Origin of the sequence: Sphingobium sp. YBL2 (genome assembly GCF_000943805.1) — a bacterium.
Lineage (GTDB): Bacteria > Pseudomonadota > Alphaproteobacteria > Sphingomonadales > Sphingomonadaceae > Sphingobium > Sphingobium fuliginis.
On record NZ_CP010954.1, the window covers coordinates 1,351,832 to 1,365,344 of the forward strand.

At 62.6% G+C, this 13,513-nt stretch carries 14 protein-coding genes and 1 pseudogene; 4 read left to right on the top strand and 11 right to left on the bottom strand.

Going from position 1 to position 13,513, the window contains the following annotated elements; translation table 11 throughout:
* Positions 1-10: 10 nt before the first annotated feature.
* Complete coding sequence (locus TZ53_RS25605; RefSeq protein ID WP_084694334.1) at positions 11-244, top strand: LysR family transcriptional regulator; 234 nt, start codon at positions 11-13, stop codon at positions 242-244.
* A gap of 47 nt (positions 245-291) precedes the next feature.
* The gene (locus TZ53_RS26670) at positions 292-600 is read left to right on the top strand and encodes a hypothetical protein (protein ID WP_157009782.1); all 309 of its coding nucleotides are present in this window, start codon (positions 292-294) and stop codon (positions 598-600) included.
* A gap of 292 nt (positions 601-892) precedes the next feature.
* On the opposite strand, the gene TZ53_RS06450 is transcribed toward TZ53_RS26670, so the two are convergent.
* The 9 genes and pseudogenes from TZ53_RS06450 to TZ53_RS06485 form a co-directional block, all read right to left on the bottom strand.
* Positions 893-1,159, bottom strand: coding sequence for a phage integrase central domain-containing protein (locus TZ53_RS06450; RefSeq protein ID WP_025548450.1), 267 nt, complete (start codon positions 1,157-1,159; stop codon positions 893-895).
* 14 nt (positions 1,160-1,173) lie between these two features.
* Positions 1,174-1,494, bottom strand: a complete 321-nt coding sequence (locus TZ53_RS25975) for an Arm DNA-binding domain-containing protein (protein ID WP_084694335.1) — start codon at positions 1,492-1,494, stop codon at positions 1,174-1,176.
* A 309-nt stretch (positions 1,495-1,803) separates the two neighbouring features.
* Positions 1,804-4,095 carry a TonB-dependent receptor gene (locus tag TZ53_RS06455; RefSeq protein WP_044660759.1) on the bottom strand — a complete coding sequence of 764 codons (2,292 nt, stop codon included), beginning with the start codon at positions 4,093-4,095 and terminating at the stop codon, positions 1,804-1,806.
* A 10-nt stretch (positions 4,096-4,105) separates the two neighbouring features.
* Complete coding sequence (locus tag TZ53_RS06460; RefSeq protein ID WP_044660760.1) at positions 4,106-5,941, bottom strand: methyl-accepting chemotaxis protein; 1,836 nt, start codon at positions 5,939-5,941, stop codon at positions 4,106-4,108.
* 274 nt (positions 5,942-6,215) lie between these two features.
* A complete protein-coding gene (locus tag TZ53_RS06465; RefSeq protein WP_044660761.1) occupies positions 6,216-7,181 on the bottom strand; it encodes a carbon-nitrogen hydrolase family protein in 966 nt (321 codons plus the stop codon).
* Between the two features lie 61 nt (positions 7,182-7,242).
* The gene (locus TZ53_RS06470; protein WP_044660762.1) at positions 7,243-7,644 is read right to left on the bottom strand and encodes a ketosteroid isomerase-related protein; all 402 of its coding nucleotides are present in this window, start codon (positions 7,642-7,644) and stop codon (positions 7,243-7,245) included.
* 5 nt (positions 7,645-7,649) lie between these two features.
* Positions 7,650-7,823 (bottom strand): annotated as a pseudogene (locus TZ53_RS06475) (2Fe-2S iron-sulfur cluster-binding protein); the annotation flags it as partial.
* A 48-nt stretch (positions 7,824-7,871) separates the two neighbouring features.
* Positions 7,872-8,729: an S-formylglutathione hydrolase gene (fghA, locus tag TZ53_RS06480; protein ID WP_044660763.1), complete on the bottom strand. Its 858-nt coding sequence runs from the start codon at positions 8,727-8,729 to the stop codon at positions 7,872-7,874.
* 69 nt (positions 8,730-8,798) lie between these two features.
* On the bottom strand, positions 8,799-9,911 hold the full coding sequence (locus tag TZ53_RS06485; RefSeq protein ID WP_044660764.1) for an S-(hydroxymethyl)glutathione dehydrogenase/class III alcohol dehydrogenase: 1,113 nt from the start codon (positions 9,909-9,911) through the stop codon (positions 8,799-8,801).
* A 144-nt stretch (positions 9,912-10,055) separates the two neighbouring features.
* Here TZ53_RS06485 and TZ53_RS06490 point away from each other — a divergent pair, with 144 nt between their 5' ends.
* Entirely contained in the window at positions 10,056-10,979 is a 924-nt protein-coding gene (locus TZ53_RS06490) for a LysR family transcriptional regulator (protein WP_025550198.1), read from the top strand.
* On the opposite strand, the gene TZ53_RS06495 is transcribed toward TZ53_RS06490, so the two are convergent.
* Positions 10,954-11,529, bottom strand: coding sequence for a TetR/AcrR family transcriptional regulator (locus TZ53_RS06495; protein WP_025550199.1), 576 nt, complete (start codon positions 11,527-11,529; stop codon positions 10,954-10,956). The two genes, TZ53_RS06490 and TZ53_RS06495, sit on opposite strands and share 26 nt — an antisense overlap.
* A 241-nt stretch (positions 11,530-11,770) precedes the next feature.
* On the opposite strand from TZ53_RS06495, the gene TZ53_RS06500 reads away from it, so the two are divergent.
* Positions 11,771-12,577: an SDR family NAD(P)-dependent oxidoreductase gene (locus tag TZ53_RS06500; RefSeq protein ID WP_025550200.1), complete on the top strand. Its 807-nt coding sequence runs from the start codon at positions 11,771-11,773 to the stop codon at positions 12,575-12,577.
* A 36-nt stretch (positions 12,578-12,613) separates the two neighbouring features.
* Here TZ53_RS06500 and TZ53_RS06505 read toward each other — a convergent pair whose 3' ends face one another.
* Positions 12,614-13,303: a retropepsin-like aspartic protease family protein gene (locus tag TZ53_RS06505; RefSeq protein ID WP_238320131.1), complete on the bottom strand. Its 690-nt coding sequence runs from the start codon at positions 13,301-13,303 to the stop codon at positions 12,614-12,616.
* Positions 13,304-13,513 lie beyond the last annotated feature (210 nt).

Consider the following 13,513-nt stretch of genomic DNA (forward strand, 5'->3'; position numbering starts at 1 on the left):
GCTCGAACTCATGTACATGCTTGACGGGACCGGCGGGAGAGGCCAGCGGGAGAGGAAAGTGCAACTCAGCCATTTTGATCTCAACCTGCTTCGCGCGCTCGACATCCTGCTAACGGAACGCAATGTCACGCACGCCGCCGAGCGGCTTTTCATCACGCAGCAGGCGGCCAGCAGCGCCTTGCAGCGGCTGCGGCGGTATTTTGACGATGAATTCTCACGCGTGTCGGCCGGCATCTGGAACTGACGTCGCTGGCGCATTCATTGGTCGTGCCCGTGCGCGAAGCCCTACTCATGGTGCAGACGGCGCTCGACACGCGCCCGTATTTCGACCCCGCCACTGCCCGTTACGAATGCCGCATCGCCATGAGCGATTATTGTCTGCATGTCGTGCTGCCCCATCTGCTTCGCTATCTCACCGTCAACGCGCCGGGCGTAGGATGTGCTGTCAATAGACAGCTATTTTCGGGTGCTTCGCACAAACTTGCTCTGCACTCCGAATGTGGTCAAATATCGTTTCCGGCTAGGCACTTAAGCGCGACCGACCCCGCGCATGAGAATAGTTTCATCTCGCTCAACGGACGGCTCTCGTTCTCGTTTTAGACTGAATTGGGGACCAAATAGCCATCGCGATACTGTCATCTCCCAGCGTTTGCACGTCGAGAAAACGTGCAAAGAAAATCGTGGAATCTTTACATGTCTAGCCGACGTGTTAAGGCTTTGCCGCTTCGTTTGCATAAGGTCATGATCGTGCTTCGACCCAGTGTTGATTATGGGATGGCCCGCTCCTTTCCTCTTCAGCACCGACATCATATCCGATGTCAGGGAAAAGGGGCGGGCCATCCCATAATCAACAGCCGGCGCCGCACAGCCACATCCAAGTCACGGCAAGGATTTATCGTGACACGTCCATCTGGAATACCCGAACGAAATATCTCACTGCAATACGATCTGACGAGGTGAGGAACCACGGTGACGCCCCACGCTCAATGCGATGCAGCACCTCAAGCATCATTGCTGAGGTAATCGAGCGCACCGATAATTCACCAATATAAGGGAAAACATCACGTTTTAAGTAACTCTCAATTTGATTGAAATTCTTCTTTCCCCAATCACAACGCTTTTTCTCCATCCACTCATATGCTAGTTTCTCAAACTTCATATCATTTTCCGATACTATCTCCTTATTAATATTGCATTTCTCAGGATCAATTCAATTCTTTTTAGTGATATTTTGATTTCTTCACGCCATACACGAGCCCGATCTATGCTCACATCTGGATACCTGCCGCCGGATATTGCTTTCTGTTTTCCTAAATAACGATAGGTCAGATACCATCGCGCGGTACCGCCAGGTGTGATTGAAATATACAAGCCACCGCCATCAGAACTTTTCACAACGCGGACGGTAGAACCCAACGCCTGAATAATTTCATCTGTTAACACTGGTGCAACCCCTGAGCTTGGGTTGGACCGGGCAGAGAACGACTGTTTCAACCATCATTTTTGCCAACATAAAGCGTCGGAACCATGTGCCTCTGCAAAAGACATCCTGGTCCAAGAATATCGACTTATCTTTCTGTAATAAACAGATTTTTTGTTCCGCATGCGGCGCTCGGAGACGTTATGACAACAAAGAGACCGATTGCGCCGACTGACCGAACAGCTCGTGCAGCGCTGACCGCGCGTCACGAGCACATTCGATCTGCCATGACGTGAGGGATCAAGTCGGCAGGGGCATCCGCGGCCGGCAGCGTTACCGGGCAGGCGCAATCGTCGCGAGCGCGCCGTGGGAATCGCGGATCGTCACCGGAACCGCAATCGAAGGTCGACGCCGAAGCTGCGTGGCTGGGCGATGCCCCAGCTATTGGCGGGCGTAAGATCGCCGCCATTTTCCACCCCTCTGACGAAATAGGCGTCAAACAGGTTCTGCGCATAGGCGACGATTTCGACGCCCCTGCCGCTGTCATAGCCCAGCCTCAGATTGATCTGCGTATAAGCTTCCCGTCGGGTGATGCCCCGCCAGTCGAAACTCTCCCTTCGACGCCCCTCATGCATCCACTCGCCTTGCAGATAGATCTCGGCCGGGCCGATCGGATAATGGCCGGTCGCGACGCCCGCGCTCGACCAGATCGGGTTGGGCAGGCCGCCGCAATCCTTTTGTCCACAGTCGCGGTCCCCCTGCTTTTCGGTTCGCGTCCAGGTCACATGGCCCGATAGGTCGAAATAGCGGCTCGGCTTCCAATTGAGGGCGCTTTCCACGCCATATCCGGTCACGCTGCCGACATTCACGACCTGCTGGGTCCGGCTTTCCGTGTCGAAATAGACCGTCTGAAGATTGCGGTAGCGATAATGGAAGCCGGTTATGTCGAAGCTCAGCGTCCTGGCGAGGGCCAGGCCCTTTATCCCCAGCTCCTTGCTCCATATCGTCTCCGGCGCGAAGGCGTCGGGCTTCGTTCCGTCGGGCACCAGCCGATACGCCTCGACCGGGACAGGCGCGGCGACCGTGAACGATCCGAATCCGCCCGCCTTGTAGCCGCGGGTGATGCTGGCGTAGAGGTTGATGTCCGGCCCCACCGCATATCGCACATAGGCGCGTGGCGTCAGTCCGCCCCAGCTCTTGCTGGAAGAAACGGGACCATCGGTGAAATAGGTGAAGGTCCAGACATTGCCGAGGCTGCTTTGGCTGGGCAGCACATCGATGCTGAAATGCTTGCGGTCTCGCGCATATCGAATGCCAATGCCAGCCTCCAGCGCTTTCGAGAAATGAAAGTTGGTATCCAGGAAAACGGACCATCCGCGGTTGCGGGACCGCACGTCGTTGATGTCGGTCAGCAGGCCGCCCGGCGCCGGCCGGTAGGGCGCGCCGTAAAGGTCCATGGTCATCCCGCCGCAATCGGCATAGCCATAGCCCGCCGTGCAGACGAGATCCTCGGCAGCCTGGTTGGTGAAGCGCGCCGCGACATCCTCCCAATAAAGCGAGACCCCCGCCGACCAGGTCAGGCGCCGATCGTCTCTGGACATCAGCCGGAAGTCCTGACTGACATAGCGGGCATGCTGGCGCTGGTCGTAATTGCCCAGTTGCAGCGCCGTTCCGTCATAGTCCTCCAGATAATGGAAATCGGACTTGCGAAAGGCGGTCAGGCTGTTGAGGCGCGCCGATCCAAGATCGAGATCGATCGATGCGGTCAGGCTGGTGATGTCGCCATCGTCACGCGGTCTGAGGAGATCGGTATCCACGTCGCGGCGAGACCCCCGGATAACAATATCCCGCTGCAAGACTTCGCTGAGATAGTCGAGAACTTCACGATCGTCATTGGACGCCCGATAAGGCGCGCCGTCGAGCCGCCGACGCTCATGTTCGGCACTCAGCAGGACATCGGCATCGCCGGCCCTGTAGCGCAGGGCGACGCGGCCGGCCTGCTTGTTGCCGCCCATCAGGCGATCATTGCGGCCGGCCGTGAAGGCATTGTCTATCCAGCCATCATAATCCGTCGCATAGCCCGCAATGCGAAGCGTCCAGTCCTCCGCCACCGGCAGGTTGATGGCGCCTTCTGCATCCTTGCGGCCGAAGCTGGCGACCCCGACATAGAGATGCCCGGAAATACGCCCCGGATCCGGCTTGTTGGTCATGATGCTGATCGCACCGGAAATGGCATTGCGGCCGAAGAGGAACCCCTGGGGCCCTCGCAAGGCTTCCGCCTGCGCGACATCGAACAGGGAGGTCACGGCAGCGCCTGTCCTGCCCTGATAGACCCCATCCTTGAAGATCCCGATCGAAGGATCGCCGCCAATGCCATAGTCGTTGGAGGTGATGCCCCGGATGGCGATGCTGTCGATATAGCTGTCGTCCGAATTGCCTGAAAAACCGGGCGTGAAGGTGACGATGTCCTTGACGTCGTCCAGCCGCGTGCGGTCGAGAAAGGCTTCGCCGAAGGCGGAGATCGCCACGGGAACGGTCTGGATGGCTTCCTCCCGGCGCTGCGCCGTGACGGTGATCTCCGCCGCCGATATGGGGTTCGGCAGGTCCTCGGCAGAGGCGGAATGCGGCAGCATGACAGCACAGGCCGTCAGGGCCGGGAAGATACGAAGATGCATGATTACCCCTTCACGCCGCGCGCAGGCGGGCAATGACCAGATCGAACCGCTGCGTCAGCTCGCTGGCGCTGGACCGGACCGCGGCCCCTACATTGAGCGTATGTTCGGCGTTCGCCTTCACCGCATCCAGGCCCGCGGCGATGACGCTGATGGCGTCGTGCACCGCTTGCGCGTCGCCGCCGACGCTCTGACTGCTCGCCAGGATCGTACGGGCCCCCTGATGGTGCTTATCGGCGGCCAGGGACACATCCGACACGTTGCGCTCCAGTTGGCGGACGACGGTGTTCAGCAGGTTGAGCAGCGACGCGATCGAGGAGGCGGATGCGTTCACCGCCTCGATCCGCCGCTCGATCTGGCCCGCCATGTCGCCGGCCCTGTTCGCCAGCGTCTTGATCTCGCCGGCGACGACCGCAAAGCCGGCTCCCGCCTCGCCGCCCCGCGCAGCCTCTATCGTGGCGTTCAGGGCCAGCATGTTCGTCTGGCCCGCTATTTGCCGGATGGTGCGGGTGGCAAGGTCGATCGCCTCTATCTCCCTTTGCAACTGGTCATTGGCGCCCATCACCGCGCGAGCCTCGACTTCCGTCTTGTCCATGTTCTGACGGGTGGCGATCGATTGGGTGTGGATCTGGCCAATGGCGACGCTCAACTCCTGCACATGCGCCTCGATCTCGCGCACGGCCTGCGCCGACGCACGGCTGCGGTCGCGGACCAGGGCCGTCCCGGTGAGCTGTTCCGCGAGAGCGGCCAGCGTGTCGCGGGCGCTGGCTTCAAGCTGATCCGCCTGCCTCAGCAAGGATCCCGACAGGTCACCCACGCTGGTGGAGAGAAGATTGGCGACCTCATGCGCGGCGTTTCGCAGCGCTTCGCGATGTTCGGCCTGTTCCCGCCCTTCCCGCTCTGCAATGGCGGCGATCTGCTCCCTCGCCTGTTCCGCCTGTTGGCGCGCCTCTTCCGCGGCCAGAGTCGCATTCTCCCGATCCCTGGAGATGCGTTCGGCCCGCAACCGGCCGGCGAGCAACGACGCATGGGTCCGCAACATGGCGCGCGAGACGGCGAGGAAAAACAGGATGAAGAGCGCGGCGGCCGATGCCAGCAGCCATGAAAGGCTCTTGAGCGCCGCTATGCCCGGGCGCACCGGCAACCAGTGGATATGGCCCAAATCGGCGCCGTCAGGACTGATCAAGGGATGACCGGGCGATGTCTCGGCATCCGCTTCCGGCGGGTTGAAGCTGATGTCCGCCAATGCATAGGCCTGTTCCCAACTGGCGAACAGCTCGGCATCCAGCGGGCGAACCACGACGACATGGCGGAGCGGCCCGGAAGGGAGCGGCCGGTTGGCGGAAAAAGGAAGGATCGGGGCGCCGGCGAACAAGGCCGGACGGCCCCGATAAAGCTGGATGAACGGGCGGATGGGGAAATTGCGGCGATCATCGACATGCTTGGGCAGCGTGCGTTCAAGATGCCGAAGCGCTTCCGGGGCATCCCTCATCAGCGTGGTTCTGACAGTCGATCGGGGTTGCCAGCCGAAAATGGTCCCGCCGCGCTCGTCGAGAACATATAGGGGCATGGCGCCGCCGAAGTTCGAGGCTGCCCATTCACGGTCGATCCCGCCGTATAGATGATCGACGGCGTCATCCCAGAGCGCATAATCCCGGGCCGTGGCTGCAAGAGCATTGGTCTCCCGCTTCATGGCGCCGTTGACCATGCGCGCCTTTTCCAGCGCCGCAGCATCGTCCATCCTCGAAACAAGCACGGTGACGAGGATGCCGCAGGTCATGAAGGTCACGAGCGTCAACGCGATGAGCGGCAGGATAGCGCCGGGCAGGCGGCGAAGTGCACCTGTCAATGGGGCTAGATGCCGCACGATGTAAGAGCCCCCGTCTGACCAGCCTTGTCTTGCCGTTTGACTGCGCCCCGAATGGTTATGATTGATTTAACGCTTCTGCCTTTGGGCTGAAAATTGTTCTGCATTTAACCTATGTCAGATAACTTAGGTAATAGGGTCCGGCGACTTTGGACGACCCGACAGGAATATCCTGTATCTGCTTGGTGGAAATGAGAGGACATGGCGCGAGGCATCTGCGCCAGCTTCGGTCAGGCTCGATAAAATCGATGGCTGCTCATTCAAGACTTCCGAAGATCGGTTCGGGACGATCCTCAGACTTGTCCGGAGCCGTGATTGGAGCGGGAAGCGCAGGCTCGTCCCGGCAGGCATCATCCGGTCGCATGGCCACATGCTGCTCGGGCCAGTGGAGGAAGGGCAGGACCGTACCGGAGCCACGCCACACATCAACCTGATCCAGCCGGACATCCGAGAACAGCCATTGCGGCCGGTTGACTTCACCGACCGCGAATACGCCATTATCCGGCGCGATGCCGTCGGGCGGACCGTAAATGGCTGCCGCGCCGTGATTGTCATCCAGAGAGGGCACCCAGGGCGCCTGCCCCACCGTGGGCGCCTGGACGACATAGCATTGGTTTTCCAGCGCGCGGGCCTGCGCCCCGATGCGGACGCGCCAATAGCCCTGCATGCTGTCGGTCGCAGACGGCACCAGGATGATCCTGGCGCCCGCCTCGGCCTGTGCCCGCGCGATCAGCGGAAATTCGGCATCGTAACAGATGGAAATCCCTACCCTGCCGAAGGGCGCATCCAGGACATGAACGGCCTCGCCGCCCGTTATGCCCCAGATTTCCCGTTCGAACCGCGTCATGACGATCTTGTCCTGATAACCGGTCCGGCCATCGGGGCAGAAGAGCCGGGCGCGGTTGACGACCGCTCCCCGGGCGTCGCGGCACGGGCGGCTGCCGCCCAGGATCGTCACGCCATAATGGATGGCGAGTTGCCGGTGCAGTTCGTCGATCCGTTCCCCCAGCGCCACGACATGGTCGAGCGAAGCATGAAGATCGGCCGCCGCCGCCGGATCGGTGCCGGCCAGTTCCATGGCGGCATATTCCGGAAAGACAAGGAGCTGCGCGCGCCTGGCCGCCGCCTCCGACATCCAGCGGCTGAGCTTCGCTTCCCAGGCGCCGTAGCTCGGCAACAGTTCGATCGGATATTGCGCGGCTGCAATGCGGACGTCGGTCATTCGGAGTCCCGTAGCGGCTTCCGCCCGAAGCGCGTCGGATGATCGCCCTCCCCGGCCTGCCTCATCCCGCCTTCACCTGATCCAGCCAGTCGGCCAGATTATAATGGTTGCTGACCCGCGCGATCACGCCGTCGCGCAGTTCGAAGAAGGCGCCGACGCGCAAAATATAGCGCTGGCCGGATGCAGGAGGCAGATCGCCGTCCGTTTCCATATATTCGCCCTCCAGCATGAATTCCGCGGCCGCCCGTTTTCCATCGGCGGAGGCCAGGAACACGGGATCGATGACCCTTTCCCTGTAGCAGCGGTTCATATGGTCGAGGAATTGCGCAAAGGCCGCCTTCCCTTCCCGCGCTGAACCCTGCGAGGGTTCGTGCACGACATCCTGCGCCAGCAGATCGAGCATCGCCGGGCTGTCGCCGCGATTGAAGGCCGCATAATAGCGACCGAGCAGGTCCGCAGCCATGGCGTTCAATCCTCCGGCGCGATGGTGACGCGAAGGCCGTCCGGTTCGACCGTCAGCGGAATCTGGCAGGACAGGCGGGACCGGTCGATACGATGATCGCTGCTGTCGAGCAGGTCGTTCTCATCAGGGCCGAGCGGCGGCAGACCGGCTGCGCGTTCGTCATCCACATGGGCATGGCAAGCATGTTCTACGCCGTCGCGGCCGGTCACGAAAATCTGCACCATCGATCAATCCTTGCCAAGACGGGCCGCATGCCAGCGCAGATGGTCCGCCATGAAGGTGGAAATGAAATAATAGCTGTGGTCATAGCCGTCGCGCATGTTCAGCGTCAGGTCGATCCCCGCTGCCGCGCAAGCCGCCTTCAGCAGTTCCGGGTGCAATTCCTGTTCCAGGAAATTGTCGGCCGTCCCCTGGTCGACCAGCAGCGCCGGAACCCGGGCGCCGTCCTCGATCAGCGCGACCGCGTCATGCCGGCGCCAGGCGGCCGGGTCGTCGCCCAGATAGCCGGCCAGCGCCTTCTGTCCCCAGGGCACCTGCCCCGGCGCGACGATCGGCGCGAAGGCCGATACCGCCTTGTACCGGTCAGAAAGGGTGAGGCCGACGGTCAGCGCGCCATGGCCGCCCATGCTGTGACCCATGATCGACTGGCGTTCCATGTCCGCGGGGAAATTGGCCGCGACCAGCGCGGGCAGTTCCTGGGTCACATAGGACCACATGCGATAATGGGCGGCGAAGGGGGCCTGCGTCGCGTCGACATAGAAGCCGGCGCCCAGACCGAAATCATAGGCCCCGTCCGGATCGTCCGCCACGGCATCGCCGTTGCGGTCCGGGCCGCGCGGGCTGGTGTCCGGCGCGACGAAGATCAGGCCCAGTTCGGCGCAGGCGGCGCGGAACTCGCCCTTTTCGGTGACATTGGCATGGGTGCAGGTCAGTCCGGACAGATACCAGACGACCGGCAGTTTCGTCCCTTCCGCATGGGGCGGCACATAGACCGAGAAGGTCATGTCCGTCCCGGTCGAGGCGGAGGCGTGCCGGTACACGCCCTGCACGCCGCCAAAGGCCTTGTTGGCGCTCACCTGTTCCATGATCACCTGCCATCCGATCGCGTGGAAACGGCACCGGAAGTCACCGCCATAAATTTTCTCCTCGCCGTATCAGAACAGCACGACGCTGCGGATGCTCTCTCCCGCATGCATCAGGTCGAAGCCCTTGTTGATCTCCTCCAGCGTCAGGACGTGGGTGATCATGGGATCGATCTCGATCTTGCCGTTCATGTACCAGTCGACGATCTTGGGAACGTCGGTGCGGCCCTTCGCGCCGCCGAAGGCCGTACCCTTCCAGACCCGGCCGGTGACGAGCTGGAACGGGCGGGTGCTGATCTCCTTCCCCGCTTCGGCGACGCCGATGATGATGCTTTCCCCCCAGCCGCGATGACAGCATTCGAGCGCGGTGCGCATCACCTCCGTATTGCCGGTCGCGTCGAAGCTGTAGTCGGCGCCGCCGTCCGTCACCTCCAGAATCTTGGCGACGGTCTCCTCGCGCGACAGGCCCCTGCTGTTGATGAAATGAGTCATGCCGAACTTGCGGCCCCATTCCTCCCGATCCGGGTTGATGTCGATGCCGATGATCTTGTCCGCGCCGACCATCTTCGCGCCCTGGATGACATTGAGGCCGATGCCGCCCAGGCCGAAGACCACGACATTCTCGCCCGCCTGCACCTTGGCCGTGTTGACGACCGCGCCCACGCCGGTGGTGACGCCGCAGCCGACATAGCAGCTCGTCTGGAAGGGCGCATCGTTGCGGATCTTCGCCACAGCGATCTCCGGCAGGACGGTGAAGTTGGAGAAGGTGGAGCAGCCCATATAGTGGAAGATCGGCTGGCCCTTGTAGCTGAAACGGGTCGTGCCGTCCGGCATCAGTCCCTTGCCCTGGGTCGCGCGGATCGCGGTGCACAGGTTCGTCTTGCCCGACAGGCAGCTTTTGCACTGGCGGCATTCGGGCGTGTAGAGCGGGATCACATGGTCGCCGGGCTTCACCGAAGTGACGCCCGCGCCGACCTCCCGCACGATGCCGGCGCCCTCATGGCCCAGGATCGAGGGGAAAATGCCCTCGCTGTCGAAACCGTCCAGCGTATAGGCGTCGGTGTGGCAGATGCCCGTCGCCATGATCTCCACCAGAACCTCGCCCGCCTTCGGGCCTTCCAGATCGACTTCGACGATCTCCAGTGGCTTCTTCGCCTCGAAGGCGACGGCGGCGCGGGTCTTCATCTCTCATTCCTCGTCATGATCATTTGCGAGAAGAGAGGCCATGGCTCCCGCCGCGCCCTCTCTTTCCGCCCTCCCTAGCGCTGTTCCGCAATGGTGATAATATAGTGTTTCGGAAAATCATTATTCCTGAGCTGGTATAATCAAATGTCCAACTGGGATGGCATAGACGAGTTCATCAGTGTCGCCACCGCAGGCTCCTTCACGCGCGGGGCAAGGGCGCTGGGTGTCTCCACCACCCATGTCAGCCGGTCCATCATGGCGCTGGAGCAGCGCGTGCAGGCGCAGCTTTTCCACCGGACCACCCGGACCGTCCGGCTGACCGACACCGGCCGGGTGTTCTTCGAACGGTGCGAGCGCATCGCCAAGGACAGGGACGAAGCCATCGCCCTGATCGGAGAGAGAAGCGAGCCGCAGGGAGAGTTGCGCGTCACCTGCTCGACGGCCATGGGGGAGCGCTTCGTGGCGCCGATCATCCGCCGCTTCGCCATGCAGCATCCCAAGCTGGCCGTGTCGATCGAATTGTCCAACCGGGTCATCGATCTGGTCGGCGAGGGATTCGACGTCGCGGTGCGGACGGGGACGGTCAACGACCCTCGCCTGATCGCGACGCGGGTGGCATCGCGCACGCTCTACACCTGCGCAGCCCCCAGCTATCTGGCTTCCGCGGGCCGCCCCGCCAGCGTCGGTGCGCTGGCGGGGCATGAATGCATCGCGGGCTCCGCAGGCACATGGCATTTCAAGGTCGATGGCCAGGAAATGATCCATCGGCCCAAGGGGCGCTTCAGGTGCAATAGCGGACACGCCGTCATGGAAGCGTGCATTTCGGGGCTCGGCATCTGCCAGCTCCCGGATTTCTACATCCTCCCCTATCTCAAGCACGGCATGGTCGAACTGCTGCTGGAGGATGTCCAGCCGGACGATGAGCCCATATGGGCGGTTTATCCCCAGCGGCGGCATCTGCTGCCAAAGGTGCGGCAGGTCGTGGATTGCCTGCTGCATGAACTGGGGCCGGCGATGAACACCCCCAGAAGGGAAGCCGCGGTCAGGCCAGACCGATACGTTCCTTAAGCCGGTCGCGAGACGAAGCGAGGAAATCCAGCGCCGCGCCTTCATCCGACATCGCCCGCGCCAGCGTCATGGCCCCGACAAGCTCCGCAAGCAGCGAATGGGCGAGCGCCGCGCCATCGGACCGGCCCGCAATCTCCAGCGCCCGCGCAATCCCTTCTCGAAACCGCCTGACCCCCGCTTCGAACCGCAGGCGCGCGTCGGGTGGCATGCGTGCGGCCTCCCCCGAAAGGCCGGGCAAGGGGCAACCACGGTCCGCCGCTCGATAGGCGCTTTCCGACAGATAATGGTCGATCAGGCTGGCAAGGTCCGGCCTTTCCCCCAGAAAGCGATCCAATATCGTGGCGCTTTCCTCGAACATGCGGTCGACGGCATGCGCCACCAGATCGTCCCGCGACTCGAAATGAGCATAGAAGCCGCCATGGGTGAGGCCCGCCCGCTGCATCAGCGCCGAGACGCCGATCCCTTGCACGCCCGCCATGCGCATGGCCCCGGCCGCCTCGCCCAGGATACGCGCGCGCGTCTTCGCCTTGTGCGCGCTCTTGTCAGCCATGACCGCTCGTCCTCCTCTTCTTCTGCGTCTTTGCCATGCCCCTTCCCTCTGGACAAATGACAATCGTCATATATATGATGTTCGTCATATTCGCAACGGTGTCAGGAAGGGCGATGATGCAGCCCGAGATAATGTTAGGATTCACCGGCACCAGCCCGTGCTGGAGCCTGCCGCCTTTTCGATGCCGCCGTTGATGTGACGGGCCTCACCGGCTCTTCCGACCATCCCCAGGAGTATTGCCATGACACAGGCTGAAAAGAACATTGCCCTTATCACAGGTGCTTCGACCGGTATCGGCGCGGTCTATGCGGACCGCCTGGCCAGACGCGGCTTCGACCTCATTCTCGTCGCGCGGGACCGGCCGCGCCTGGATGCGCTGGCCGAAAGGCTGCGCGGCGAAGCGGGCGTGGACGTGGAGGTCATCGCGGCGGACCTGACCGCCGAGGGCGACCTGCAACGGATTGAGGAGCGCCTGGCCGCAGGCGACGTCACCATGCTCGTCAACAATGCGGGCATGTCGCTGAACGGCGGCATATTGGACAATGACACGCCGCAATTGTCGCGGATCATCGCCCTCAACGTGACGGCGCCGACCCGGCTCGCCTCCGCGGCGGGCAAGGCCTTCGTCGCGGCGGGCCGTGGCGCGATCGTCAACCTGTCCTCCGTGCTCGCCCTCGCGCCCGAGATGTTCGATGGGGTGTATAGCGGAACCAAGGCCTTCATCCTGAACCTCAGCCAGTCGATGGCCACGCAATTGCGCGACAAGGGCGTCCGCGTGCAGGCCGTCCTGCCGGGCGCCACGCGAACCGAAATCTGGGCGCGGTCGGGCAAGGATGTCGATGCCTTTCCCGCAGGCTTCGTGATGGAAGCGGGCGATATGGTGGATGCCGCCCTGCTCGGCTTCGACAGGGGCGAGACCGTCACCATTCCGCCGCTGTCCGACGAACAGCAATGGCTGACCTTGCAGGAGGCGCGCCTCGCCATGGGACCGAATCTGTCCAAGAGCGATGTCGCGCCCCGTTATCGGGACGCCCTTCTTACCGCCTGAGCGGGCCGCCGATGCGGGAGGCGGCTTCCCTTTGCTTCAGCCGTCCCGATCCTTGGCCGGCACCAGTATCAGCTCGCGTCCTTCCACCCGCCAGGACGCGAGCTGCGTCAGAAAGTTCATGCCCAATATGTCGACATTTCCCAGCGCCGGGGAAATGATCACCTTGAGGTTGCGGGCTTCCATTCCGCCGACCTTCAGACGCGCGACGGTGCCGGTGTCGGCCCGGATGGTTCCGTTCGCCGTCCGCATGAGGACCGGCACCAGACCATCGTCCACGCTGACCGCGGCCTGGCGCGCAGTCTCCCGGGAGAGCGCCGTCACCGTCGCGCCGCTGTCGATCAGCATCCGGCGCTTCACGCCATTGAGTTCGGCCCGTGCCCAGAAATGGCCATCCGCCGCCATGCGGATGCGGATCATATCCCCCGTCACCTGCTGGCTGCTAAGGCCCAATCGGTTCATCAGCGGGCTCAGATTGGGGTCGAACGGGGCCTGTTGCGCAAGGATCAGAAGGCACAGCGCCAGCAGAGCCACCGATAGGAGGGCGCGGAGGACGCGTCCGATGAAGGGAATGTTGAAGAGCAGGATGAGGAAGACGGCGCCTGCCAGTGCATAGGGAAGAAGGCGTTGCCATTCGGGATTGGTCGCGATGTCCATCGCCTTCGAACCGATGGAAACGCCGTTTGATCCCGGAGCGCGCCGTCGCTTGCCGCCAGCGGTCTGCGGCATGCCCGCGCTCCATCGGCGGATGGAATGTTGCGCGCCTCCCTTCCCCGCGCCAATCTCACAGATCGGCGCAAAAGCGTTGCCGATGAACTGCTTAGCGGGCGCAATCCCCTTCGGGGGCTGGCGTGAAAAGGGAACAGGCCGATGCGACGTAGGGGTCGACGCGGAGGGTTTGCGCAGTCCGGATCGATCGCGCGGGACACGACCGCAGCG